The sequence below is a fragment of the Candidatus Acidulodesulfobacterium acidiphilum genome (assembly GCA_008534395.1).
Taxonomy (GTDB): domain Bacteria; phylum SZUA-79; class SZUA-79; order Acidulodesulfobacterales; family Acidulodesulfobacteraceae; genus Acidulodesulfobacterium_A; species Acidulodesulfobacterium_A acidiphilum.
The window spans coordinates 115,935-138,309 of the sequence record SHMQ01000002.1 but is presented as its reverse complement, the minus strand read 5'-3'; the positions used below and the strand labels follow the sequence as shown (position 1 = coordinate 138,309).

The window sequence follows — 22,375 nt, the reverse complement described above, 5'->3', positions numbered from 1 at the left end:
CGGCATAATCTTTGTATAATTTTTCTTTCACGGCTTTTCCGGTTTCTACTTTTTCTACTAGATAAACGCCTCCCTGGAGATCCAGTCCAAGATGCATTTCGGCGTTGCCTATTACCGCTTTCCACCACCCCGGCGTATTTTGATAGACGGACGGTATTATAGAGAAAACGGATATTAGAATTAATACCGATATTAAAATAACTCTGGTTTTAACGGGTTTCATCAAGCCTCACCATAATAATCGTTAATATTTAATATTAAAAAATTTAATGAATAATAAATCTAATATATATTATATATAATATAATAGGTAAACTAATTCGGTATGTTTACGAATTATACATTTTTATATTTATATATTACTGCTTATTCGCGGTTTTGGTAGCAATCGCGCTCTTTGTAATTTTTATTTTAACGTCTTTAGCTATTTCTATAGTAAAAAGCTGGTCGGCTATTCCGGTAATAACGCCGTATATACCTCCTGTAGTTAATACTTCGTCACCTACCTTAAGGGATTCTATCATCTTTCTATGCTCTTTAGTACGTTTTTGCTGTGGAAGTATGACTAATAAGTAAAAAATAGCGACTATGGCAATAAGCGGTGCAAAACTTACAAGCGTCGATTCCCATCCGCCGCTCTTAGCTGCCGGCGCGCTTCCTGCCGCATAAGCAGATTTAACTTTTAAAACATTTAATAAATCGGATAAAACGGATAAAATTTTCATTCTAACTCCTTTAACTTTAATTTTTAATTTTATTTCGCAATTTTATATATTATATTTATATTAAAAGAAAGTCAAAACAAAGATGAATATTTTTTAAATAAATCGGAAAAATCGCCGTTTTTAACGGCATTTCTTATTTTGACGATTAAATCTTGATAATAATGCAGATTATGAATGGTTAAAAGCCTCTGCGCAAAGATTTCTTTGCTCATGAAAGCGTGTCTTACGTAAGCAGCGCTGAAGTTTTTACAGCAAAAACAGCCGCATTCTTTATCTATAGGTAAGATATTGGATTTATATGCAGAATTTTTAATATTTACCGTTCCTTCGGAAGTAAAAACAAACCCGTTTCTGGCGTTTCTGGTCGGCAGTACGCAGTCGAACATATCGATACCCAGCGATACGGCTTTAACGATATCGGAAGGAGTGCCGACACCCATAAGGTATCGGGGTTTGTTTTCCGGAAGATTAGATGACGAAATTTCAAGCATTCTAAGCATAGTTTCTTTAGATTCTCCTACAGCCAAACCTCCTACCGCATAACCGTCGGCGTTTAAGTCCGACATTGCGCGCGCTGATTTTTCCCTTAAATCTTCAAAAAAATTACCCTGCGTTATAAGAAAAAGCAGATTATCCTTCCGGTAATTTTTTTTAGTTTCTATAGATTTTCCTGCCCATTCCAGCGTAATTTCTAAATCCTTTTCAGCCTGTTCTTTTTTTACGCCTGGTCCCGAAAAAACGTCAAGCTGCATCATTATATCGGAATCAAGAATACTTTGTATTTCTATTACGCGTTCGGGCGTAAAAAAGTGCGTTTCGCCGTCTATATGCGACATGAATTCAACGCCGTCATCTTTTATTTTAGCAAATTTTGCAAGGCTGAAAATTTGGAATCCCCCTGAATCCGTCAATATAGAACCTTTATACTTAGTAAAATTTCTTAAAGAACCGAATTTTTCGATTATGTCCGTCCCTGGTCTTAAAAATAGATGATACGTATTGGAAAGCATAATTTTAAAGCCTTCGTCGTATAATTCGAAAGGAGAAAGAGACTTAACCGTTCCTATAGTTCCTACAGGCATAAAAACCGGCGTTTCTATAGTTCCGTTTTTAGTTTCCAGCAATCCGGTTCTTGCCTTGGTTAACGTATCTTTTGCGGTTATTTTAAAAGTCATTGTTTTAGATAATTGTTTTATTTTTATATTATTATATATTTATATATTATAAAGATACATGGCGTCTCCGTAACTGAACAGTGAATAGTCGTTTTTTAAAGCTTCTTCGTAAACGGCTTTTGTTTTGTCAATGCCTATAAGCGCGCATATCATAATATAAAGCGACGACTTAGGCTGATGAAAGTTAGTTATCAGATTTTTAGTCGCTTTAAATTTATAACCCGGATATATATACAAAGATGTTTCTTCGTTTTTACGTGTAGTTATCAAGCAAGTGCCGTCTTTATTTTCTACCGCAGCCGATTCCAGCGACCTTACCGCCGAAGTCCCAGTAATTATTACTTTGTTTCCTGATTTTATCGCACCGTTAACTATATTGGCAGTTTCTTTTGTTACGGTATAAGTTTCCTTGTGTATTTCGTGCTGTCTTATATCTTCAGTCCTTACGGGCAAAAAAGTGCCGAGGCCTATATTCAGCGAAACGTCCGTAAAAATACCGCCTTTTTCTTTGATGGAATTTATAATTTTTTCCGTAAAATGAAGTCCCGCGGTAGGCGCTGCGACCGATAAACCGGCGGAATCGTCTGCATAAACGGTTTGGTAGTATATATCGTCCTTTTTGTCCGCCGCCCGCTTTATATAAGGCGGCAGAGGAATTGCTGCACATTTTTCGAAAATATAATCGTAATCGCTTTTAGTTTCTACCGATATTTCGTAAAGGCCGCCGCCAAAATTTTTTTCAGCCGTAATATAAATTTTTTCGGCTACTTCTATTTTTTCGTTCTCTTTTATAGTTTTGTGCGCTTTTACGAGAGATTTAAGTTTTAAAGGAAAAGAAATATCGGCGGGGAATTCGGTAATAAATATTTCAACTTTGCCGCCCGAAACCCGTTTTCCGAAAATCCTGGCTTTTTTTACGCTGGAATTATTTACGACTACGGCGTCGCCTTTTTCGATATAATCGGTTATTTCGTAAAATTTTTTATGCGTTATTTTAAAATTCTTTACGTCGACGGCCATAAGGTTAGCTTCGTCTCTGTTTGTTTTCGGATATTTTGCTATTTTTTCCGCGTCAAATTTGTAATCGAACAGATCTATTTTCATATAAACCCATATTATACAATAACTTTTGTGAAAAGTGGAAAGAAAAAGGCGCCATATTTTATTTTAGGAAATATCATTGTTTCTTTTCGTATGCATAAAATAAAATCTAATCCGAAAACTTTTTCTTAAGCATTTTTTTATCAATTATAACATATTCGGGAGGTTTTTCTGTTATTATATTACAGTAAAGGATTAAAGTTATATTATGGAAATACCGAGGCAAAAAAGTATATAATAATATATACGGTTTCTCTAAATGTAATTAATTAGAGTTTATTTTTTTAAATTTATTTTTTAAATTTTTTAATTTACGCTATGGCTTTAAACTATAATTTGTCCGAAATAATAGGGCATAAAAAACAGACGGATTTTTTAAGCGGACTTTACGGTTCGCAAAGGATGCCGTCGGGACTTTTGTTTTACGGACAAAAGAATATAGGAAAAAATATTACGGCGCTGTCCTTTGCCGCTTCGGTTTTATGCGGCGATTACGCAGAAAATTTTCAAGCAGCCGCCGCTTCTTCTTCCTTGAATTTTTGCGGTAAATGTCCGTCCTGTTTCTCTTTTTTAAACGGCATGAATCAAAATATTTTTATGGTCGAGTCGTCCGGAAATTCTATAAAGATAGAAACAATTCATCAAATTACGTCTTTTTTGGCTCTTAAACCTCAGTATCCGACCCACAGATTCATAATCATCGACGACGCTTCGGCTATGAACCCTTCGGCGTCTAACGCCCTCCTTAAGATACTTGAAGAACCGCAGGAAAAAACCGTTTTTATTCTTATAACGTCAAATATAGGCACGCTTGCGCCTACGATTGTATCGCGATGTATTTTGCTAGGTTTCGCTCCTATCGCCGATGAAATTTTATCCGGCGCTGTTAAATTAAAATATCCCGATATAAACGATAATAAGCTTAAGATTTTTTTAAAACTTGCCAGAGGAAGCTATTCAGGTTTTATAAAGCTGATAGAAGGCGGATATTTAGAAAAAAGAGATTTTTTGATTAACGGCATATTTGAAAAACTTTTTTCCGAATTTAAAAAAAGAGGAGATATTTACGGTATATCTGCAGAATTTGCTTCAAAATTTATGTTTCAGGAAAAGGTTTCCAAAAGCAAAAACGCGAAGAAAAAAAACGGTAGTATAGATACCGAAGTTAAAGTTAAAGATGCGTCTGCGGACGAAGATGAAGAAAAAACATATATTTTCGAGCTGATTTTATTTATATTTAGAGATATTTATATTTATAGTTTGTTAAAAGATGAAGAAATATTGTATAATGAAGACATTGCAGGAGAAATAAAAAAATTTGCTCTTGAAAGCGGAGTTTCTCCCGACGATATAAGGCATATGATTGAAACTACGGTTTTATATATAGAAAAAATAAACAGTTATAATTTAAATAAATCGATATCTATAGACTCGTACTTCTCAAACCTTATATCCGCTTGAATTAAAAAACTAAACCAATAAAATATGAGAACCGTAGAAGTAAAAATATTTAATACAGGCGATACTATAGAGTGTATTTCCAAAATTTCAAATCTTATACCCGAAGATAAGGTGGTAATAGATTTGGATGGAAATATTCGCATAGGAACCGTAGCAGGAGAAACTAAAGTATTTACGGAAGATGCCGCCGTCTTAACGCAGAAACCGTCTTCTTTCATAATAAGAAAACTTTTTCCTTTCGAAACGGGCGATAAATTCATATACTATAAAACGGAAAAAGAAGGCTACTTTTTTTGTAAAAAAAATGCGGAACAGCTAGGTTTGAGAATGAAACTGCTGAAAGTCAAATATGCCGTCGCCGACAATAAATTGATATTTTATTACAGCGCCGAGGAAAGAGTAGATTTTAGGGAATTAGTTAAGATTCTGGCTTCCAAATTTCACATAAGAATAGAAATGCGCCAGATTAATATTCGCGACGAATGTAAAATATTGGGCGGAATCGGCATTTGCGGAAGAATTTGTTGCTGCACCTCCGTAATAGGCGAAATGAATCCTGTAACTTCTAAAATTACCAAACTGCAGTGCCAAAATACAAGTAAATTTGTCGGTTATTGCGGACGGCTTCTATGCTGTTTAGCTTTCGACCCGCCTACGGAAGACGAATGCTGCGTAGGCGAAAAGCAGCCTTTGGAAAAATAGACCGAAAAGCGTCTCCGTTTCATGCAGTTCCGATAATCCTCCGGATTCTCGATAAGTTAATATACATAATATACAAACGATATAAAAATATAAATAAACATTAATAATATAAAGATAAAGGGGTTTTAATTTTTTAATATAGCGATATGAAGAACGATTATTTTTACGTTACCACTCCTATTTATTACGTAAACGATAAACCGCATATAGGACACGCATATTCTACTATAATAGCCGATACTATTGCCAGGTTTAAAAGATTATGCGGATATAAAACGTTTTTTTTAACGGGAACGGACGAGCATGGTTTAAAAATAGAAAAAGAAGCCGATTCAAGGGGAATAACGCCCAAACAGCTTGCCGATTCCGTTCATATAAAATTTAAAGAACTTTTTAACGCTATAGGAATATCTTACGACAGATTCATCAGAACTACGGATGAAGACCATATAAGAACTGTAAGGATTGCGTTTAAAAAAATGGAGGCAAACGGAGACATATATCTTTCAGAATATGAAGGGTGGTACTGCACTCCTTGCGAGACTTTTCTTACGGAAAAGTCGCTTTTAGACGGCGAAAAATGTCCCCAGTGCGGAAGGACTACTTCAAAAGTAAAAGAAAAAACCTATTATTTAAAATTAAAAAAATATGAAAAACGGCTACTTGATTATATAGAAAATAATCCAGGCTTTATAAAGCCTGATTTTAGAAGAAACGAAGTTTTATCTTTTATCAAGGAGGGTTTGGAAGATTTAAGCATTTCGAGAATGTCTTTTAAATGGGGGATTCCCGTTCCCGACGACGAAAAGCACGTTATATACGTCTGGTTCGACGCTCTTGTAAACTATCTTACGGGAATAGGATACGAAGACTATCTTAACGGTAAAAATCCTGATTTTGAGAATTTTTTTAAAACGGCTAATCATATAGTCGGCAAAGATATATTAAGGTTTCATGCAGTTTACTGGCCTATTATGCTTTTCTCTCTCGGACTAGAACCGCCGAAGTCGGTTACCGCCCACGGCTGGTGGCTGACCGAAGGCAGAAAAATGTCTAAATCTACAGGAAACGCGGTTGACCCGATATCTTTAATAGAAACATACGGTTCAGATCCTCTACGTTTTTATCTTTTGAGCGAAATTACGCTCGGCTTGGACGGAGATTTTAATACCGATAATTTTATACTTAGGTACAATTCCGCTCTTGCGAACGACCTTGGAAACTTAGTTTCGAGAACCGCCGCAATGCTCAATAAATATACCGGAGGGAATGTTCCCGGAAGAAATTCGGCGTTCGAAGACGGCGGCGTATTAAATACTGCCTCAGATATATTAAAAAAATTAGACGAAAGATACGAAGAATATGATTTTGCTAAAATATTGGAAGACGTATTTAAATTTATAAATATATTAAATAAATATATCAACGATTCTGCGCCCTGGAAATTAAACGCCGACGATCCGGAACAAAAAAGAAAATTACTGAATATACTAAGAACGGCTTCCGTTTCCATTTATTATATTTCTTATCTGATATATCCTTTTATGCCGGAAACTTCGCGAAAAATTAATGCTATATTTAATATCGCTCCTTTCGACGCTCAGGGGTTTTCGGCTGGAGCCGACAGTATTGCGGACGTATGCGCCGGCTTGTTTAAAGACGGATTGCGTATAGCCGAAAAAACCGAAATTATGTTCCCAAAAATAAATACCGATAAAAATATTAAAAAATAATCGTTTACCTTTTATAATTTTATGATAGATTCGCACTGCCACCTTGAAATGCATGAATTTGACGGAGACCTTGACGGCGTTTTGTCGAGAATGTCCGAAAACGGCGTAACGCATGCAGTTTCTATCGGTTCTTTAGCTCAGCACGAAAGAATCGATAAGACGATAGAAATAATTAATTCTTACGGCAATATATTTACTACTCTCGGCGTCCATCCAAAAAGCCCTTACCGAGATATTGCAGATATAGCGGAAAAGTTTGAAAAATATTATTCCGGCAATAAAAATAAAATAGTAGCGGTAGGAGAAATAGGATTAGATTATTTCCTGCCCGAAGCATCCAAAGAAGAAATAGAAGAAATTAAAATAAAACAGAAAGAACTTTTTAAATTTCAGCTTAAAATTGCCTCTTCCAAAGGCTTGCCGGTTATAATTCATATAAGAGACGCATATGAGAATGCATTAGAGATTTTAAAAGAATATGCGAAAAGTTCCGACGGTTTTTTCGGCGGAGTTATACACTGTTTTTCCTCTTCCGATAAGACGACTGCAGAAGAATTAATAAAAATGGGTTTTTTTATTTCATTTTCAGGAAATATAACATACAAAAAAAATGAAGGATTAAGGGAAGTATCTAAAATAATACCTTCCGAAAAAATTATAATAGAAACCGACAGCCCGTTTCTCGCGCCCCAAACTTTCAGAGGTAAAAGAAACGAGCCTTCTTACGTGCGCTTCGTTTTGGAAACCGTGACGGCTGAAAAAGGCGCGGAACTAAAAATAATGAACGATTTAACCGTCCAGAACACGGTAAATCTTTTTTCTCTTGAAGGCGTGGACGGATTTTACCCTGCAGTTGCATATAAAATAAGAAACTCGGTTTACGTAAATCTCACGAATAAATGCACAAACAGATGCACTTTCTGTCCTAAATATCAGGGCGGCAAAAGCAATTTCTGCGTGCAGGGGTACAATCTTAAACTTAAAAAAGAACCTTCCGTGAGCGAAGTTTTATCCTCTATTTTTCGTTATTACGATTTTAAAGAAGTAGTATTCTGCGGTCTCGGAGAACCTACCTTGCGCATAGAAACCTTAAAGAAAGTTGCCTCAGTAATTAAAAAAGGTACCTATAGAACCGATCCGGCGGATATAAAAATAAGGCTTGATACCGACGGACTTGCAAACGCGGTTTACGGACGCAACATAGCTGCAGAACTTGAAAATATTATAGATTCCGTAAGCATAAGCTTAAATGCGCAAAGTTCCGAAATATACGATGCTATATGCGATCCCAAACTTGCTTCAAAAGGAATAAAACCTTATAATGCCGTTATAGATTTTGTAAAAGAATCGAAAAAATATATTAAAAACGTGACCGTTACGGCAATAGACCTTCCGTGCGTCGATATAGCGTTTATTGAAAATTTTGCAAAAAATCTTGGAGTCAATTTTAAACTCAGACATTATAATAACGTAGGTTAATAAGGAAAAAAAATAAAATGGAAAAAATTTTAGTGTCGGAAATAACGGAAAATCAGAAAGTAGATTCGGCTTTTCTTGTAAAAAGCAAATCTCAGGCTATGGGTAAAACCGGAAAACCTTACGTTTATTTAAAACTGTCCGATAAAGCCGGCGAAATTAAGGGATATATTTGGGATAACGTAGATAAACTCGCGCCCATTTTTGAAGCTGGCGATATAATAAAGGTAAAATCAAAAAGTTCGCTGTTTCAAAACGAACTTCAGCTAAGTATTACGGAAATAGAAAAAATAGATTTGAAAAATATTGCCGCAGAAGATGCCGCTCTTTTTTTTAAGTCCTCGAAGAACGATATAGAATCAATGTATAGCGATTTAAAAACCGTTTTAAAGGAAAATTTAACCGATGAATATATTATACGGCTCGTCAATAAATTTTTGGAAGACGAAAATTACGTAAAGCTTTTAAAAACGCTTCCGGCGGCAAAATCTATACATCATGCATATATAGGCGGGCTTCTTGAACATACGTTAAGCATGCTTAAAATAGGAACTTTTCTTGCCGAGCATTATAAAAAATACGTTATAAAAGACGTTCTTCTGGCGGCAATATTTCTTCACGATTCCGGCAAAATAGAAGAACTTAAAATCAAGAACAACATAACGGAATATTCCGACGAAGGTAGGCTTTTAGGCCATATAGTATTGGGTTCGTCTGCAGTTGATAAAAAAATATCGGAAATAAACGGATTTCCTGAAAATTTGAAACTGATTTTAATCCACAGCATAATATCGCATCACGGAGAAATGGAATACGGTTCGCCCAAAAGACCTAAAACAACGGAAGCATTTCTTCTCCATTACATAGATAACATGGACTCTAAGGTTAATCAGATAGCAGATTTTATAGAAAACGGCGGCAACGCTTTATGGAGTCAGTATTCAAAACCTCTTGACAGATACCTGTTAAATTCCATGCTATTTTTAAAAAGTTAAATAAATAAAAATATTTTTTATAAATGTGGTATAATATTAATACATTTTTATATATTTATATTAGCAGTGAAGATAAAAATATTATAAATTGCTCTATTTAATTTCTTTAATTGGGGGCGCAACGGTTTCGACGGTGATATTAGTGCTATAAGCTGCATGCCGAGGATGCTTTGTAGGCTCGTTAATCATTCAAAGCAAAACATAATCGCAGATAACTACGATTACGCATTAGCCGCTTAATCGGCTAACGTCTTTGAAATTTCTACCTGCAAAATTCAAAGGCGACAACTGCAGGGTATAGGTTTGACGTTTCCTTTTCGTCAAATCCGAATCTTTAAAAGGACGACGAAGAAAGGTTTTGTTTATTCTTTGCTTTCATAAGCCGTATTTAAAGAATAAACTAAGCATGTAGAAGCTTTAGTTTTAAATCTTCGGACGCGGGTTCGACTCCCGCCGCCTCCACCATGATTTTTTTTAACAAACGTAATAGCGACGCCGGATTTAAGTCCGGCAATACCGCAAATTAATATATGTCAAATCCGCTTGCCGGACAAAAAATAAAAATAGTAGCAGATAACAGAAAAGCTTCTTTTCTTTATGAAATTATCGAAAAGTATGAAGCAGGAATATCGCTTTACGGTCCCGAAATAAAATCTATAAAAGCCGGCAAAGCAAATATTTCCGACGGTTACGTTGTCATAAAAGACGGAGAAGCACTTTTGTTGAACGTGCATATAAGCCCTTACGAAAAGGCCAACAGAGAAAATAAAGACCCCCTCAGAACGAGAGTTTTGCTTTTACATAAGCATGAAATTTTAAAACTGTTAGGCAAAATAAAAGAAAAAAACTTAACGGTAGTTCCTCTAAAAATCTATCTAAAATCAGGCAGGGCAAAAGTAGAAATAGCATTGGTAAAAGGAAAAAAGAATTACGACAAAAGAGCTTCTATTAAGGAAAAAGAAAATAAAAGAGAGGTAGAAAGAGCTATTAAGAGCAGATCGTTAAATCGTTAAAATAAATTTATTTATTTTAATTATTATATTATAATATACGTTAAATAAAAATTTAATAAAATATGGAGGTCTATCTTAATGAACGGTTGCCGCAAACGCAGTTTTATATTTACGTTTTTAATAATAGCGTTTATTTTCGCGTTTATTTTTTTAACCGGCATTAAACATGCGCAGGCAAGTACAAAAAAAGCTTATAATTTTAATTTAAAAGTTCTTAATCCGACTTTATCGGGATACGACAATTTTTCGCTAAAAAATTTTAGGGGTCACGTAGTAGTCGTTAATTTTTGGGCAACATGGTGTCCGCCATGCAGAGCGGAAATACCCATGATTAAAAAATTTTATAACGCTGAACGTTCTAACGGTGTTGTCGTGTTAGGCATAAACGTCAATAACAATCTTGGGGGCGTGAGGTCTTTTCTTAAAAAATTTGACGGCGGTATTACGTATCCGGTAGTATATGCAACTTCCCGCGTTATAAGCAATTACGGCGGCATAAACGAGATACCGCAGACATTTTTTATATCCAAAAACGGACGTATTATGTTTCACTGGGTAGGCGAGATAACAAAAGGAGCACTTTACGAAATTACAAACAAGCTTTTAAATAAAAATTAAAAGCATGAATAAAAATTATATTGTTTTTTAATCGTATTTAGTGTATAAAATTAATTATCTAAAAATTTTCGACGTTTTAAAATCTAAATAATAAATTATTTTAATATTTAAAAAAATAGGACGATATTATGGCTATAGACGACATGATGAGAGAGCTGAAAGACATTGCAAAGGTTGTGGACGAGGCTACTAAAAAAATAGGAGATTTAAAGGTGCCTGTCAAAGAAAGCTCGGATAACATACCGCTTGCGCAGGAAGGTATTTCCGATATCATCAAAGAAACTGAAAAAGCGGCGAATAACATAATGAATTTGCTGGACGAGATAAACGAAAATTCAAACGATATAAATAAACAGCTCGTCGATCTTATTAATTTAAATCCTACTAAGAAGATAAGAGAGAGTCTTATTAATCTTAAAGATCTTAATAATAAAAATATAGACAAAATATTAGGCGTTCTTTCTCTTCTTTCCTTCCAGGACTTAACGGGACAGAAACTTTATAAAATACAGAATACGCTTAATGAAACTAAGGCAAAACTTATAAAAGTACTGGTCGATTCCGAAGTAGAAGCCAAAGAAATACCGGCTGAAAAAAAAGCCGAAATATACGGAAAATTAAAAGATATGGTGTCCGATAATCAAAAAATGGCTCAAAACGGCGTAAATTCAATTTTAGGGGAACTAGGATTTTAAATCTATAGATTTCCTATAGATTTTTTTCTTGCTTTTCTTATATAAATATGACATAATATTCTTTCTGCATTTAAAAAACATTGTCCCCATCGTCTAGCCGGCCCAGGACATCGCCCTTTCACGGCGGCAACACGGGTTCGAATCCCGTTGGGGACGCCACTTTCCAGTATTTCTTTTTTAACGGTAAATTTATAATATTTATTTTATTCTTTTATACCCGCCTTTACATAAAGGCATTTAAGAAGAATTTATTTTTCATTGCATATTGTTGTTTTTTTTGATAGTATAAAATATGATTGCGTATTTAATGAAGTAATAATATTTTTAATATAATACCAAATGGTACTAGAAGATATAAAATATCAGCTTGATCAATTTTATAGTTTCGAAAATATAAAATTATCGTTTGAAATTTTAGATAAGCAGGGCGTTATATATTTTTCCGGCGGAAAAATATTGCACGCCTTTTTAGGAACAAAACAGGACATAGACGTATTTAAAGAATTAAACGGCTTAGATGCGCCGATAAATATACAGGTTAGCATTGGAGAATCTTCTCCTGAAATTACCCTTGATAAATATTTAGACGAAATTATACAAATAATTAACGAAGACGGCAAGGGATCGGATAGCAATCAAAAACCTAATAACGCAAAAAGTTCCGATACTGAAATTGTAAAAAACTATACTGAATCAAGTCCTGCTTTAGTAGTTAAAATTGCAGAAACTTTATCCGTAATAAACGGCGTAGAATCTATTCTTGCGGTTAAAGAGGACGGCGAAGTATTATATTCTAAAGGCATCGACGATACAGATTTCGAATCCGCCGACGCTTTATTTCTTTTTAATCAATCAAAAGAATTAGGCGATATATTAAATTTTAATAAATTAAAAAGCGCGATATGCGAAGCCAATAATTATAAAAAAATAATTATTAATAATAAAAATGTTTTATACAGCCTTAAAGTTTCGTCTGAAGTCCCTGCGTTAAAAACGCAGATGGAAGCTATAAAATTACTTAAGGAAAATTAAAATATAATTACATATACAGTTATTTAGCAATATAAATTTATGAACGCAACCGACGATAAAAGCATTATATATAAAATTCTCAAAATTGCCGGTGTAGATGCTTGCGCAATATCGTCTTTAGACGGCGAAGTTTTACAATTCGAGGCTAACGATCCCGAAATACAGTCCGAACAAATAAGCAGGGTATCAAGAGAAATAAGCAAATTATTTGCATCATATTCTATTTCGTCGATAGAAATTTCTTCTCTTTACTTGAATTTTGACGACAGAAATATAATAGTCAACGGATTTGGAAGCGGGTTTATTTTTATCCTTAGCAGGAGAAATTCTAACGTTAATCTTCTTAAGATGGAGACTGCTTATCTTGAAAGCGAGTTCATTAAAATAGTAAACCAATCGATAACCGCCGATAACTCAAAAAAAGCAAGCGATATTATAAGCGATGAAAGCGGTGCCGGCTCTTTTGCTCAAAACGAGGCTGTATTTAATTCCATTTTAAATGATAACGGAATGGCAGGAGACGGAATAAATTCCGGAGAAATAATTCAAAAAGATAAAATGGAAGCGCTGAAAGATCTTTTTTCGGAAAATTTAGGCCCGATATCTTCTATTATTTTCGACGAAAAGCTTAAGGATTTAAACGAAAACGCAAATAATTTTCATGCAGACAATATTGAAAATTTAATAAAAAATTTAGCACAAGAAATAGAAAACAAGAAAGAAAGGCTTAATTTTATTACTGCCGCTAACAAAATATTATAAATTCGTAAAACAATATCTAAATCTTCAAAATGCCGGCGTGGCTCAGGGGTAGAGCAGCTGATTCGTAATCAGCGGGTCGTAGGTTCGATTCCTATCGCCGGCTCCATATTTTATAAGGGTTTCAAGGTTATTAATTTTTTAAAATTTTTAAAGTGTGCTAAAAACAGTGCTAAAAATTTTTTATAATAACGTCATAAATATTTCTTTTATCTTTTCTACTTTTTCCTTTTCGCTTTGAAATTCTTTATTATCAAATATACTTATAGAATTTCTCAAGTGTTTATGTGATAAGTTTGAATAACGCATCGTCATTTTTATGTCTTTATGGCCTAATAATTGTTGTACTTCAGCAATTCCAACCCCCGACATGACAAGATAAGACGCAAAAGTGTGTCTCAAATCGTGAAAATGTAAATCTTTAATATCGGCTTGACTTAATATATAGTTAAAAGGTTTTTTAAAATCGTAAAGACGGTTTAAAGTCTTTTTGTTATAAAAAACATATTCGCTTTTTGACGTTTCTTTTATTTTTAATAAAATATTTTGTATCGGTTCCGGTATTGGTATATATCTGTTAATTCCATTTTTCGAATTTTCGGCTCTGATATTAATCATTTTATTTTCAAAATCAATATCTCCCCATTTTAAAGATAATATTTCGTTTTTACGCATTCCCGTAAAAAGTGCCAATAAAATAATGTTTTTGTGTTGTCCCTTATAACTTTTAGCTTTTGAAATCTTTATTATTTCGTCTTCGCTTAAAAAGCGAATCCTTGCCGTTTCTTTTTCCAACTTGACTTTTTTTAATTTTGGCAAAACGTTTTTATCGACAAGTTCCCAATCTTCCCCTTTTTTAATAATAATTTTTAAAATCACAAAAAGTCTATTAAAATAAGTTTTAGATAATCCTTTCTCTGTCAGAATATGTTTTTTTAAATGTTCTATATCTCCAGCCGTGAATGAATCGACTTTTTTATTTTTGCCGTAAAAGTTCATTAAAGTTTTGATAAAACTTTTTAACCTATAAAAAGATTTTAAAGTTTTTGCCGATTCCATATATCGATTTATTAAATCTTCAAAACCAAAATTATTATTTTTTTTTGTGTTTATATCTGCGCCTGTCGCCAGCATTTTTTCAAAAATAGCTTCTGCTGTTTTTTTGTTTTTAGTTTTTAATGAAACTCTGCGCGTTCCGGTATTCACATAATAAACTCCGGTGTTTCTTTTGTAAATTTTCATTTTAAAAATCCTCCTCAATAATTGACCTACTGATTAATTTTATCACAAAAATATATATAACGTCAAGCGTTTTTATTCAGTGTGTTATATTTTTTAAAAAACGCTCGTAATTGCCCTTTAAGCCGTGGCGAGCGCAAGAGACGGCGCCCGCCGGCTCGCTAGCGCTTAAAGCCCTTTAAGCTTGCGCTAGCGCGAAAAGCGCTTAAATTAATTTTTAGTAGTAAACCATATACCTAAAACCAAAACGCCTCTAAAGGGCTATTAGGGGGCTTAAAAAGGCTATTAAGCAAAGCTATCGTTATGGGCTTTACTTTTTTGATTATACGAACGGAGCGATAAGCCCAGACACAAGAAAAAAGAAACGCTTTTTTTAAGGTTCCGATAAGCAAAGCACTAAAATTATATTATTATAACGGTTATTAAAAAAAACGCCGTAATAGCCTTTTAAAGCCCTTTAAATTAATTTTTAGTAGTAAACCATATACCTAAAACCAAAACGCCTTAAAACGCTTATTAGGGGGCTTAAAATCGATTTTACGCTAAACCCTTTGAAAATTAAGGGGTGCCATAGATTTTTGGGGTGCCATGGATTTTTAAATCCATGGCACCCACTCAACCCCTTGAAAAATAAGGAAACTTAGGGGGGTGCCACAGATTTTCGAAAAAATAAAAAAAGTTCTCCAAAAAAAAAATTTTTTCCAACGAGTTGTGTTTTTTCTCAAATCCGTGTCGTTTTTCTTTCTATGTCTTATTATATAAGGGTTTGAATGGGTGCCATAGATTTTTTTGGGTAATTTGTAAATTGCCATTTCCGTTAATAGTATCTAAGCGTTGCGGTCGCAAAAAATCCATGGCACCCTGGGGAGCCCTGATTTTACTAAAAAGTCAATTTTAGCTGTTCCCGCAACCTCACGCCTGCACTAGGGCAGCTGGATTTTTTTTTTCTTGACTTTAAGTAAAAAAAACGAAAATCCATGGCACCCTGGGGAGCCCTAATTTTACTATAAAGTCAATTTTTGCCATTTCCCGCAACCTCACGCCAGCACTAAGTTTAAGCCCTGTTTTTTTTTCTTGACTTTAAGTAATTATTCTTGACTTTAAGTAATTATTTTCTTGACTTTAAGTAAAAAATCTTGACTTTAAGTAATTAATCCATGGCACCCTTTTTCTTGACTTTAAGTAATTAATCCATAGCACCAATTTTTAACTTTAAACAGAAAAATTAAATAAAATTAATTTTTAAGATTGCGCTAGCGCGAAAAGCGCTTAAATTTTAAAGCGTTATAATTAATTATATTGCTATACAAAACGTAATAACACGGCGGGCGTCTTGACTTTTTATATTTTAAGCACTTTTTAACATTTGTTAAAGATTTTTAAGCGTAATTAATAAATTTTACGCATAATATAATATTTTATAAACTGACTTGACTTTAAGTAATCTTTAAAGGTATAAAAAAACCCGATATTATCGGGTTTTAAAGAATTATACTTTGTCTCTAAATTAGTCTTATTTTCAAACGTGGTTCACTTTTTTTTGTTTCTATTATATCTTTTTTATGTTTTTCATAATATTTTGTCAAATCTTTCCAAACGGCTTCCATATCACTTTTTTTTATTTCTATTACTTTTCCTTTATTTTTTTTCATTTTATTACCTTTTTATCAAGTCTCTCAATGTATTCAGTAAACTTAATAATTATATTTAATTAATAATGTAATTATAATATACAAAAAAAAATAGTCAACCTAAACACCGGCAAACTCAACAATATCAAGGGATTGCGGCGTTAAAAAAAATATATATAGCGTTTTTTATTATTTTGCGAAAAATCGTTGACTTGTCAATAATACGTAAGGATTGACGGCTATTTTTTTTGATTTTCCGCTAAAAACCTATAAAGTCAAGAGTTCCGCTAATTTCTGCGTTGTTTAATGTTATATTACGCATAAAACCTATAAAGTCAAGAACTCCACTAAATTATTCGTTATATAATGTTATATTACGCATAAACCTTATAAAGTCAAGAGCTCCGCTAAAATAAAAAAATCAAGGAATTTAATCCATTGAAAAAAAAGACCCTTTGAAAAAGCAGCTTGCTGGTTTTTCAAAGGGGGCGACTGTAGATTAAAAAAAAATAGCTTGCTATTTTTTTTAAATCGGAATAATCGCTAGCGCTCTAAAAAAACGCCGTATTAAAAACTAACGCAGAGTTTCATAAATATTTAATTAAGCATTTTTTTTATTTTGGGGCGTTTTTTTGTTGTAAAACGTCAATTATAACATTTTTTATTAATAAAAACCGATTAACAACAAAAAAAACTCTCTTTTTTCTTGTGTCTGGGCTAGGAAGAATTTTTCAATAACCTTTAAAGGTGAAGCCCCTACTAAAAGCCCGTTAAGCACTCCCCCTTTTTTAGCTAGCAAAAATAGTATAACATCTAAAAATAGATTATCAATAGAAGGACAAATTGTTATAGGCATTCATATGCCATCCTCTTTTTGCTGGGGGTGAGGGGGGGCTTTTGAGAGCAAAAGCGACCCCCCTTATTCAATAAATAATAAATATCTAGCAATTATAAATTATTACTTTTTTTTGTTTTTTTGTTTTAAAAAAACGCGAAATTTCGCTTTTAAAGTCAAGTTTAATACCTTTTAAACGCTTATTTTATAAGGCTTTTAAGCTAAAAATTTTTATAAAAAGTTGCTTACTATATATAGGTAATAGTTGCTATTACAAATTTATAAAAACCTTCGAAAGGTCAATTTCTCTCCAGCCGTCCCTATTCCAGGGGCGGCACCCCCTTAATATTATGAAAATAACTGAAAATGTAAAAATATGTTGGCATTGCGGGATTTTGACCGATAAAAACAGATGTGATAATTGCGGTTCCGGCAATTCGTTAATTCCGTTAAAAAATTTTTTATTAAATATAAATAAAATACCTGTGAGATTATACAAAATAAACATACAACAATTAAATAATTATATACATATACAAAACGCTTATTTTTGTCAAGATTGTTATGAAATATTTAAAGAAAAATATGACGAATGCCCTTTCTGTGGCGGAAAAATAGAAAAAATATGAAAAAAATAGATGATATTGATATTAAAGTTTGTAAGTATCCCGCTCCGGTTAATTTCTTTGAAATTCATATTACAAAAAATATAGTGATACATTTTTTGATAACAACGGAAAAGGATTATCAAAATATTAAAAAAGTCTTGGAATCAGTTCTAAGTCTAAATTTAGATGATAAATAAGGTGATAAGGTGATACGGTTTAAGGATTATCCGTTTTTTTAAAATCCTTTTTATTTTTTTTAAAATCGGGTTAAGGATCCTTTAAAATCCTTGTTTTATAGGTAAATTAAAATGAAAAAAAATATTATATTTTTAGTAATGTCTTTAGCTTTATCGACTTTTTTAAGCACATCGGCTTTTGCCGCTAATCCTGTAGGTTTGCCTGCTCAAAATTACGGGGCGCCTGCTCAAAATTCGTCTGTCGGATTGCCTGTCAGTTTACCTGCACAAAATTACGGGGCACCTACTAATGTTTCAAATCCTGGCTTTGTAGTGGGTTTACCGCCTCAAAATTATGGTTCTAAAGTTAATACAAACTCCGGTAGCCCTGTCGGATTACCAGGCGTAGTTCCTGCAAATGGTAATGTTTCTTCAGGCAGCGGTTCTGGAATAAGCCCAACAGTCACTATTTTAGGTAGTTTAAGTGCTATGGCAATATTTGTTACGCTTTTCAGTTATAAATTTTAAGCGCTCTGCTTAAACACAGGTTTAATTATGAATAAATGTCCAAAATGCGGCTGTGATTTAGAAACGCTTAAAGTAGGTTTGAAATGTAAAAATACTTTGATAACTGATTTAGCTTTAGCTTATCTTAAAAAAGTCAAGTATGGCGAAAAAGCTATATCATATCAAGATTTTGAAAAATGCAGTTATTTTAAATTTAAAGATAAGGAGAAATGAACACTAAACATTTAAATAAAGCAAAAAAAGTTAAAAACGATGAATTTTATACGCAAATAAGCGACATAGAAAAAGAACTGCCTTATTATAAAGAACAATTTGAAAATAAAGTAGTATATTGTAATTGCGATTCAGAATTTTCTAATTTTTGGTTATATTTTAAAGAAAATTTTAATAATTTAAAACTTAAAAAATTAATAATAACACATAAACACGGAAATTATAAAATAGAATTAACAAAAAAAGGAATTGTTAAATCTAAATTATCGCAAAATGGAGATTTTAGAAGCCCTGATTGTATAGCTTTATTAAATAAGGCTGATATAATTTGTACTAATCCGCCATTTTCTTTACTTATAGAATATATTGATTTATTGGTTAAATATAATAAGAAATTTTTAATAATATTTCCTTTTTTGTCCTATACAAATAAAAATATATTTAATTTAATAAAAAATGACAAAATATGGCTCGGTAATAATTATCCAAACACTTTTTTAACGCCTGATTTAACAAAAGTTAAAGTTTTGACTGCATGGCTAAACAATATTAAAAAAGTAGATAAAACGAATGTTAGAAAAGAATATTGTTCATATTATATATACGACAATTATAATGCAATTAATGTAGATAAGATTAAAGATATACCAAATAATTATAATGGTTTAATCGGCGTTCCTGTTACTTTTTTAAAATGTTATAACAAAGAAAAGTATGAAATAGTAGACGCAATTAGCCCTATAATTGGCAATAAAAAATTATTTAAAAGATTAATTATCAGAAAAAAAGAGGTGTAATCATGAAAAAAACAAAATTATTATTAGGAATTTCGATATTAGCAATTTTAGGTTTAAGTTTAAGCGGTTGCGGGTTTTATAACGTTAAAGGACAGTCAAGCGCCGGATTTATAAAATCAAAAAATGTTAAATCTATAAAAGGCGTAAGTAAAAATTATATTTTAGCGAAATATGGAGTTCCATCAAGAAAATATAATTCAAACGGCTATAGAAATTGGTCATATTGCGGAAAATATACCACAAACACAACTTATTTAACATTTTTTCACACTAAAAACGTAAAAAGTAGATGTGTAATTTTTAAATTTAGAGGCAATAAGGTTTCAATAGTTTCTGTAAAGATTTACGGTAAAAAAAATAATGTGAATACAAAAACTATTAAAAAAAACGACAACAACGTAAACAAAGATAATAACAACGCAAAATTAGATATTGCAAAAAGTGCCAACAATTAACTTAGATAGGCAGATTAAAAAGTAACAAAAATAAAATTAAGGTAATAATATTATGTTTAAATATCTATTTTTTTTAATACCCGTCATGCTCGTAGTTTTTCTTTATATAGTTGGTCAGCAGTCGAACTTTAATAAAACTATGAATATACAGACTACAAAATTTAACCGTGATTGGAACAATTTCAATGCTAACTTTTACGGCTCGAAAAAGGCTATGACTGGAAACGATTATCAAAAAAGAGCCGATAATTATCAAAAAAAATTAAATGATATAAAGAAAGAAGAAAAAAAGAAAAAAGAGCAACAAAAAGAGCTCAAAAAAAAATTAAATAATATAAGATAAATTATCATGAAAAAAATTTTAGTAATTTTTAGTTTAGTTTTAACCGTATTTTTAAGCGTAAAATCATACGCTATGAATATTAGCTGCACAAACGGGTCTTGTGTTGGCTCTGACGGAGCTTTAAAAATTTATTGGGAATCGCCAACCGGAGGCATAGGTCTTAACAGCGCAACTTTTGCAGATATTACAGGTTTAGACGGTCTGCCTGTTACAATCTCAAATTATAAACAAATTATAAACTCAATAAATTCATCAAAAACGGTTTCTAATAAATTAATTAACGAAATAGATAATAAGACCGGTATTTCCATACCGGAAATAACCGGTATAAACGTCGGCAGTGATAAATCGGTGAAAAAAGAGAATGCTTATGATATATCAAAAAATATGTCTCAAAACCTTAGTAATTCTAACTCTATAAATATAAATTATAATCTTGACTTTGCCTATTATATAGGTAAAAACTACTATCCAGCCGCTCCAGCAATTTGGCAAGTCGTAGAGGGCGCAAAAAAAATATTGTCGTTGTATCGTGCCGGAAATTATGACCGAATAGATGAATTATTGCAGATGTTTATTTTTCACAATAATAAAAAAGTAGTCGATAAATTAAACATATTTACACCGATTACAAGTTCTGATAATTATTTAATGTCAGTTCTATATATGGGTTTAATATCCAAATCCAGAAATTTTATTTATGACCCTTTTATCACACACGTGAATGAAGTAAGAAAAATTCAAAAAAATTTATTTATGACACTTGTAAAAAATCAGTCAATAGGGCAGCTTACTAAAAAAAATAAATCAGTCGCTATTATTGAATATTTGGCAATTAAATACAAAAAACCGTATAAATCATATGCTAAAAACTTTATTTATTATTATTACGGTCTTAGGAAATCAAAAAATAATACTTATTTTTTTACAGGTAATCATATTGTTTTTACAATAAGTAAAACAGATTTTAAAAAATATAAAGATTTTGTTTTAGTCCCAAGCCATAATAAATCTTCTTTTTTTATAATAATAATTGTTGTTATAATTTTAGCTGGCGGAATTGGGTTTATCGTATATACAATAAAGAAAGCGAAAAAATAAGTTAAAAAATTATGTATAACTTGACTTTTGTAATTTTTGGTTGTATAAAGAAATTAGGTTAATGAGTGACTAGGAAAAAAGCGACGACTAGATAATTAGCAACGGCGCTTTTAATTTTCGTAACCCAAGCCTATAATTTAATGTTTTTTGGCGTGTTTATTTTAATTATGTATTATAACTGAAGTTTTAAGAGGTAAATAAAATGGTAAATACAATAATTATAATATTAGGTATAATTATGATAGGACTCGGACTTATTGGTAGAATAAAAAATTATTTTGCTAAAAAAAATGGAGAAATGCTACATTATTATAATAGCAAAGTAGATTATAATAAAAGTCCTTTTAATGTAGATTATAGTGAAGACGACGACGATCATCCGTTTAATAGTTATAACTATGATTATTCTTATGTTAGTAGGGATAGTACAGAAATATCTTCAGATGATTATATTTAAATATCTATTTTAATATCTGTCCATGCTCGTAGTTTTTATTTATATAGTCGGTTAGTAGTCAAACTTTAATAAAACTATAAATATATAGACTACAAAATTTAACTGTGATTAGAACAATTTCAATGCTAACTTTTTAATATATTTAATTTAGGAGGTGTTAATAAAATGTCAATATATGATCACGGTTTTTTAAATAATATTTTAACATTGCCTTTATGGATACTTTTATCTATTGGCGCTATTGTATTAATAGTGTTTTTAATACTATTAATAGAAATCCTTGAAGGTAATATTAAAATTACAGGTTATGATGATGATAAAAAAAAGAATAAGCTAATGGGAACTACAGATCCAGTCTCAATGTCAATTGGTTGTCCTATTTCAATGAATCACGATGATGACTAAACATTATCTTAACTATTGCCTGGCATGTGTGCTAAATCCATAAACACAAGCTTTAAACTTCACATAAATTTTTATTATATATTTTGATACAGGGGTTAATAG

The 22,375-nt window shown here is 32.1% G+C and carries 24 protein-coding genes, 2 tRNA genes and 1 other RNA gene; 21 read left to right on the top strand and 6 right to left on the bottom strand.

The window, feature by feature from the left end; genetic code table 11:
• The 4 genes from EVJ48_02070 to queA all read right to left on the bottom strand — a co-directional run.
• On the bottom strand, nt 1–223 hold a 223-nt coding region (locus EVJ48_02070; protein ID RZV40303.1), incomplete at its 3' end, for a protein translocase subunit SecD.
• A gap of 136 nt (nt 224–359) precedes the next feature.
• Complete coding sequence (gene yajC, locus EVJ48_02065) at nt 360–725, bottom strand: preprotein translocase subunit YajC (GenBank protein ID RZV40302.1); 366 nt, start codon at nt 723–725, stop codon at nt 360–362.
• Nucleotides 726–796: 71 nt separating this feature from the next.
• Entirely contained in the window at nt 797–1,900 is a 1,104-nt protein-coding gene (locus EVJ48_02060; GenBank protein ID RZV40301.1) for a tRNA guanosine(34) transglycosylase Tgt, read from the bottom strand.
• A 39-nt stretch (nt 1,901–1,939) separates the two neighbouring features.
• Nucleotides 1,940–3,004 carry a tRNA preQ1(34) S-adenosylmethionine ribosyltransferase-isomerase QueA gene (gene queA, locus EVJ48_02055; protein RZV40300.1) on the bottom strand — a complete coding sequence of 355 codons (1,065 nt, stop codon included), beginning with the start codon at nt 3,002–3,004 and terminating at the stop codon, nt 1,940–1,942.
• A gap of 315 nt (nt 3,005–3,319) precedes the next feature.
• Here queA and EVJ48_02050 point away from each other — a divergent pair, with 315 nt between their 5' ends.
• The 13 genes from EVJ48_02050 (at nt 3,320) to EVJ48_01990 (ending at nt 13,594) form a co-directional block, all read left to right on the top strand.
• On the top strand, nt 3,320–4,462 hold the full coding sequence (locus tag EVJ48_02050) for an AAA family ATPase (protein ID RZV40299.1): 1,143 nt from the start codon (nt 3,320–3,322) through the stop codon (nt 4,460–4,462).
• A gap of 24 nt (nt 4,463–4,486) precedes the next feature.
• Nucleotides 4,487–5,164, top strand: coding sequence for a stage 0 sporulation family protein (locus tag EVJ48_02045; GenBank protein ID RZV40298.1), 678 nt, complete (start codon nt 4,487–4,489; stop codon nt 5,162–5,164).
• 146 nt (nt 5,165–5,310) lie between these two features.
• Nucleotides 5,311–6,897 (top strand): methionine--tRNA ligase, encoded by a 1,587-nt coding sequence (gene metG / locus EVJ48_02040; GenBank protein ID RZV40297.1) that lies wholly within the window; start codon nt 5,311–5,313, stop codon nt 6,895–6,897.
• A 21-nt stretch (nt 6,898–6,918) separates the two neighbouring features.
• Nucleotides 6,919–8,376 (top strand): YchF/TatD family DNA exonuclease, encoded by a 1,458-nt coding sequence (locus EVJ48_02035; protein ID RZV40296.1) that lies wholly within the window; start codon nt 6,919–6,921, stop codon nt 8,374–8,376.
• A 17-nt stretch (nt 8,377–8,393) separates the two neighbouring features.
• A complete protein-coding gene (locus tag EVJ48_02030) occupies nt 8,394–9,368 on the top strand; it encodes an HD domain-containing protein (GenBank protein ID RZV40295.1) in 975 nt (324 codons plus the stop codon).
• A gap of 112 nt (nt 9,369–9,480) precedes the next feature.
• Nucleotides 9,481–9,833, top strand: a transfer-messenger RNA (tmRNA) gene (ssrA, locus tag EVJ48_02025).
• Between the two features lie 65 nt (nt 9,834–9,898).
• Nucleotides 9,899–10,381: an SsrA-binding protein SmpB gene (gene smpB / locus EVJ48_02020; protein RZV40294.1), complete on the top strand. Its 483-nt coding sequence runs from the start codon at nt 9,899–9,901 to the stop codon at nt 10,379–10,381.
• 78 nt (nt 10,382–10,459) lie between these two features.
• On the top strand, nt 10,460–10,999 hold the full coding sequence (locus EVJ48_02015; GenBank protein ID RZV40293.1) for a TlpA family protein disulfide reductase: 540 nt from the start codon (nt 10,460–10,462) through the stop codon (nt 10,997–10,999).
• Between the two features lie 128 nt (nt 11,000–11,127).
• The gene (locus tag EVJ48_02010) at nt 11,128–11,694 is read left to right on the top strand and encodes a hypothetical protein (GenBank protein ID RZV40292.1); all 567 of its coding nucleotides are present in this window, start codon (nt 11,128–11,130) and stop codon (nt 11,692–11,694) included.
• A gap of 82 nt (nt 11,695–11,776) precedes the next feature.
• Nucleotides 11,777–11,853 (top strand) — tRNA-Glu (locus EVJ48_02005).
• Nucleotides 11,854–12,033: 180 nt separating this feature from the next.
• Nucleotides 12,034–12,726 carry a hypothetical protein gene (locus EVJ48_02000; protein ID RZV40291.1) on the top strand — a complete coding sequence of 231 codons (693 nt, stop codon included), beginning with the start codon at nt 12,034–12,036 and terminating at the stop codon, nt 12,724–12,726.
• Nucleotides 12,727–12,765: 39 nt separating this feature from the next.
• Nucleotides 12,766–13,488, top strand: coding sequence for a hypothetical protein (locus EVJ48_01995; protein ID RZV40290.1), 723 nt, complete (start codon nt 12,766–12,768; stop codon nt 13,486–13,488).
• A 31-nt stretch (nt 13,489–13,519) separates the two neighbouring features.
• Nucleotides 13,520–13,594, top strand: a tRNA-Thr gene (locus EVJ48_01990).
• Between the two features lie 74 nt (nt 13,595–13,668).
• Here the strand turns inward: EVJ48_01990 and EVJ48_01985 are convergent.
• Together EVJ48_01985 and EVJ48_01980 are read right to left on the bottom strand one after the other, a co-directional pair.
• Nucleotides 13,669–14,727, bottom strand: coding sequence for a site-specific integrase (locus EVJ48_01985; GenBank protein ID RZV40289.1), 1,059 nt, complete (start codon nt 14,725–14,727; stop codon nt 13,669–13,671).
• A 2,292-nt stretch (nt 14,728–17,019) separates the two neighbouring features.
• On the bottom strand, nt 17,020–17,211 hold the full coding sequence (locus tag EVJ48_01980) for a hypothetical protein (GenBank protein RZV40288.1): 192 nt from the start codon (nt 17,209–17,211) through the stop codon (nt 17,020–17,022).
• 895 nt (nt 17,212–18,106) lie between these two features.
• On the opposite strand from EVJ48_01980, the gene EVJ48_01975 reads away from it, so the two are divergent.
• From EVJ48_01975 to EVJ48_01940, 8 genes are all read left to right on the top strand, one after another.
• Nucleotides 18,107–18,502, top strand: a complete 396-nt coding sequence (locus tag EVJ48_01975; protein ID RZV40287.1) for a hypothetical protein — start codon at nt 18,107–18,109, stop codon at nt 18,500–18,502.
• A 27-nt stretch (nt 18,503–18,529) separates the two neighbouring features.
• Nucleotides 18,530–18,715: a hypothetical protein gene (locus EVJ48_01970; protein RZV40286.1), complete on the top strand. Its 186-nt coding sequence runs from the start codon at nt 18,530–18,532 to the stop codon at nt 18,713–18,715.
• Complete coding sequence (locus tag EVJ48_01965; protein RZV40285.1) at nt 18,712–19,512, top strand: hypothetical protein; 801 nt, start codon at nt 18,712–18,714, stop codon at nt 19,510–19,512. The genes EVJ48_01970 and EVJ48_01965 overlap by 4 nt, the downstream gene beginning before the upstream one ends.
• A 2-nt stretch (nt 19,513–19,514) precedes the next feature.
• Entirely contained in the window at nt 19,515–19,967 is a 453-nt protein-coding gene (locus EVJ48_01960) for a hypothetical protein (protein RZV40284.1), read from the top strand.
• A gap of 52 nt (nt 19,968–20,019) precedes the next feature.
• Entirely contained in the window at nt 20,020–20,310 is a 291-nt protein-coding gene (locus EVJ48_01955; GenBank protein RZV40283.1) for a hypothetical protein, read from the top strand.
• A 6-nt stretch (nt 20,311–20,316) separates the two neighbouring features.
• The gene (locus tag EVJ48_01950) at nt 20,317–21,411 is read left to right on the top strand and encodes a hypothetical protein (GenBank protein RZV40282.1); all 1,095 of its coding nucleotides are present in this window, start codon (nt 20,317–20,319) and stop codon (nt 21,409–21,411) included.
• Nucleotides 21,412–21,613: 202 nt separating this feature from the next.
• A complete protein-coding gene (locus tag EVJ48_01945) occupies nt 21,614–21,868 on the top strand; it encodes a hypothetical protein (GenBank protein ID RZV40281.1) in 255 nt (84 codons plus the stop codon).
• Nucleotides 21,869–22,033: 165 nt separating this feature from the next.
• Nucleotides 22,034–22,273, top strand: coding sequence for a hypothetical protein (locus EVJ48_01940; GenBank protein ID RZV40280.1), 240 nt, complete (start codon nt 22,034–22,036; stop codon nt 22,271–22,273).
• Nucleotides 22,274–22,375 lie beyond the last annotated feature (102 nt).

Coding starts and splice junctions, on each gene's coding strand:
- yajC (RZV40302.1), bottom strand. CDS start 725: ATGAAAATTTTATCCGTTTTATCCGATTTATTAAATGTTTTAAAAGTT.
- EVJ48_02060 (RZV40301.1), bottom strand. CDS start 1,900: ATGACTTTTAAAATAACCGCAAAAGATACGTTAACCAAGGCAAGAACC.
- queA (RZV40300.1), bottom strand. CDS start 3,004: ATGAAAATAGATCTGTTCGATTACAAATTTGACGCGGAAAAAATAGCA.
- EVJ48_02050 (RZV40299.1), top strand. CDS start 3,320: ATGGCTTTAAACTATAATTTGTCCGAAATAATAGGGCATAAAAAACAG.
- EVJ48_02045 (RZV40298.1), top strand. CDS start 4,487: ATGAGAACCGTAGAAGTAAAAATATTTAATACAGGCGATACTATAGAG.
- metG (RZV40297.1), top strand. CDS start 5,311: ATGAAGAACGATTATTTTTACGTTACCACTCCTATTTATTACGTAAAC.
- EVJ48_02035 (RZV40296.1), top strand. CDS start 6,919: ATGATAGATTCGCACTGCCACCTTGAAATGCATGAATTTGACGGAGAC.
- EVJ48_02030 (RZV40295.1), top strand. CDS start 8,394: ATGGAAAAAATTTTAGTGTCGGAAATAACGGAAAATCAGAAAGTAGAT.
- smpB (RZV40294.1), top strand. CDS start 9,899: ATGTCAAATCCGCTTGCCGGACAAAAAATAAAAATAGTAGCAGATAAC.
- EVJ48_02015 (RZV40293.1), top strand. CDS start 10,460: ATGAACGGTTGCCGCAAACGCAGTTTTATATTTACGTTTTTAATAATA.
- EVJ48_02010 (RZV40292.1), top strand. CDS start 11,128: ATGGCTATAGACGACATGATGAGAGAGCTGAAAGACATTGCAAAGGTT.
- EVJ48_02000 (RZV40291.1), top strand. CDS start 12,034: ATGGTACTAGAAGATATAAAATATCAGCTTGATCAATTTTATAGTTTC.
- EVJ48_01995 (RZV40290.1), top strand. CDS start 12,766: ATGAACGCAACCGACGATAAAAGCATTATATATAAAATTCTCAAAATT.
- EVJ48_01985 (RZV40289.1), bottom strand. CDS start 14,727: ATGAAAATTTACAAAAGAAACACCGGAGTTTATTATGTGAATACCGGA.
- EVJ48_01980 (RZV40288.1), bottom strand. CDS start 17,211: ATGCCTATAACAATTTGTCCTTCTATTGATAATCTATTTTTAGATGTT.
- EVJ48_01975 (RZV40287.1), top strand. CDS start 18,107: ATGAAAAAAAATATTATATTTTTAGTAATGTCTTTAGCTTTATCGACT.
- EVJ48_01970 (RZV40286.1), top strand. CDS start 18,530: ATGAATAAATGTCCAAAATGCGGCTGTGATTTAGAAACGCTTAAAGTA.
- EVJ48_01965 (RZV40285.1), top strand. CDS start 18,712: ATGAACACTAAACATTTAAATAAAGCAAAAAAAGTTAAAAACGATGAA.
- EVJ48_01960 (RZV40284.1), top strand. CDS start 19,515: ATGAAAAAAACAAAATTATTATTAGGAATTTCGATATTAGCAATTTTA.
- EVJ48_01955 (RZV40283.1), top strand. CDS start 20,020: ATGTTTAAATATCTATTTTTTTTAATACCCGTCATGCTCGTAGTTTTT.
- EVJ48_01950 (RZV40282.1), top strand. CDS start 20,317: ATGAAAAAAATTTTAGTAATTTTTAGTTTAGTTTTAACCGTATTTTTA.
- EVJ48_01945 (RZV40281.1), top strand. CDS start 21,614: ATGGTAAATACAATAATTATAATATTAGGTATAATTATGATAGGACTC.
- EVJ48_01940 (RZV40280.1), top strand. CDS start 22,034: ATGTCAATATATGATCACGGTTTTTTAAATAATATTTTAACATTGCCT.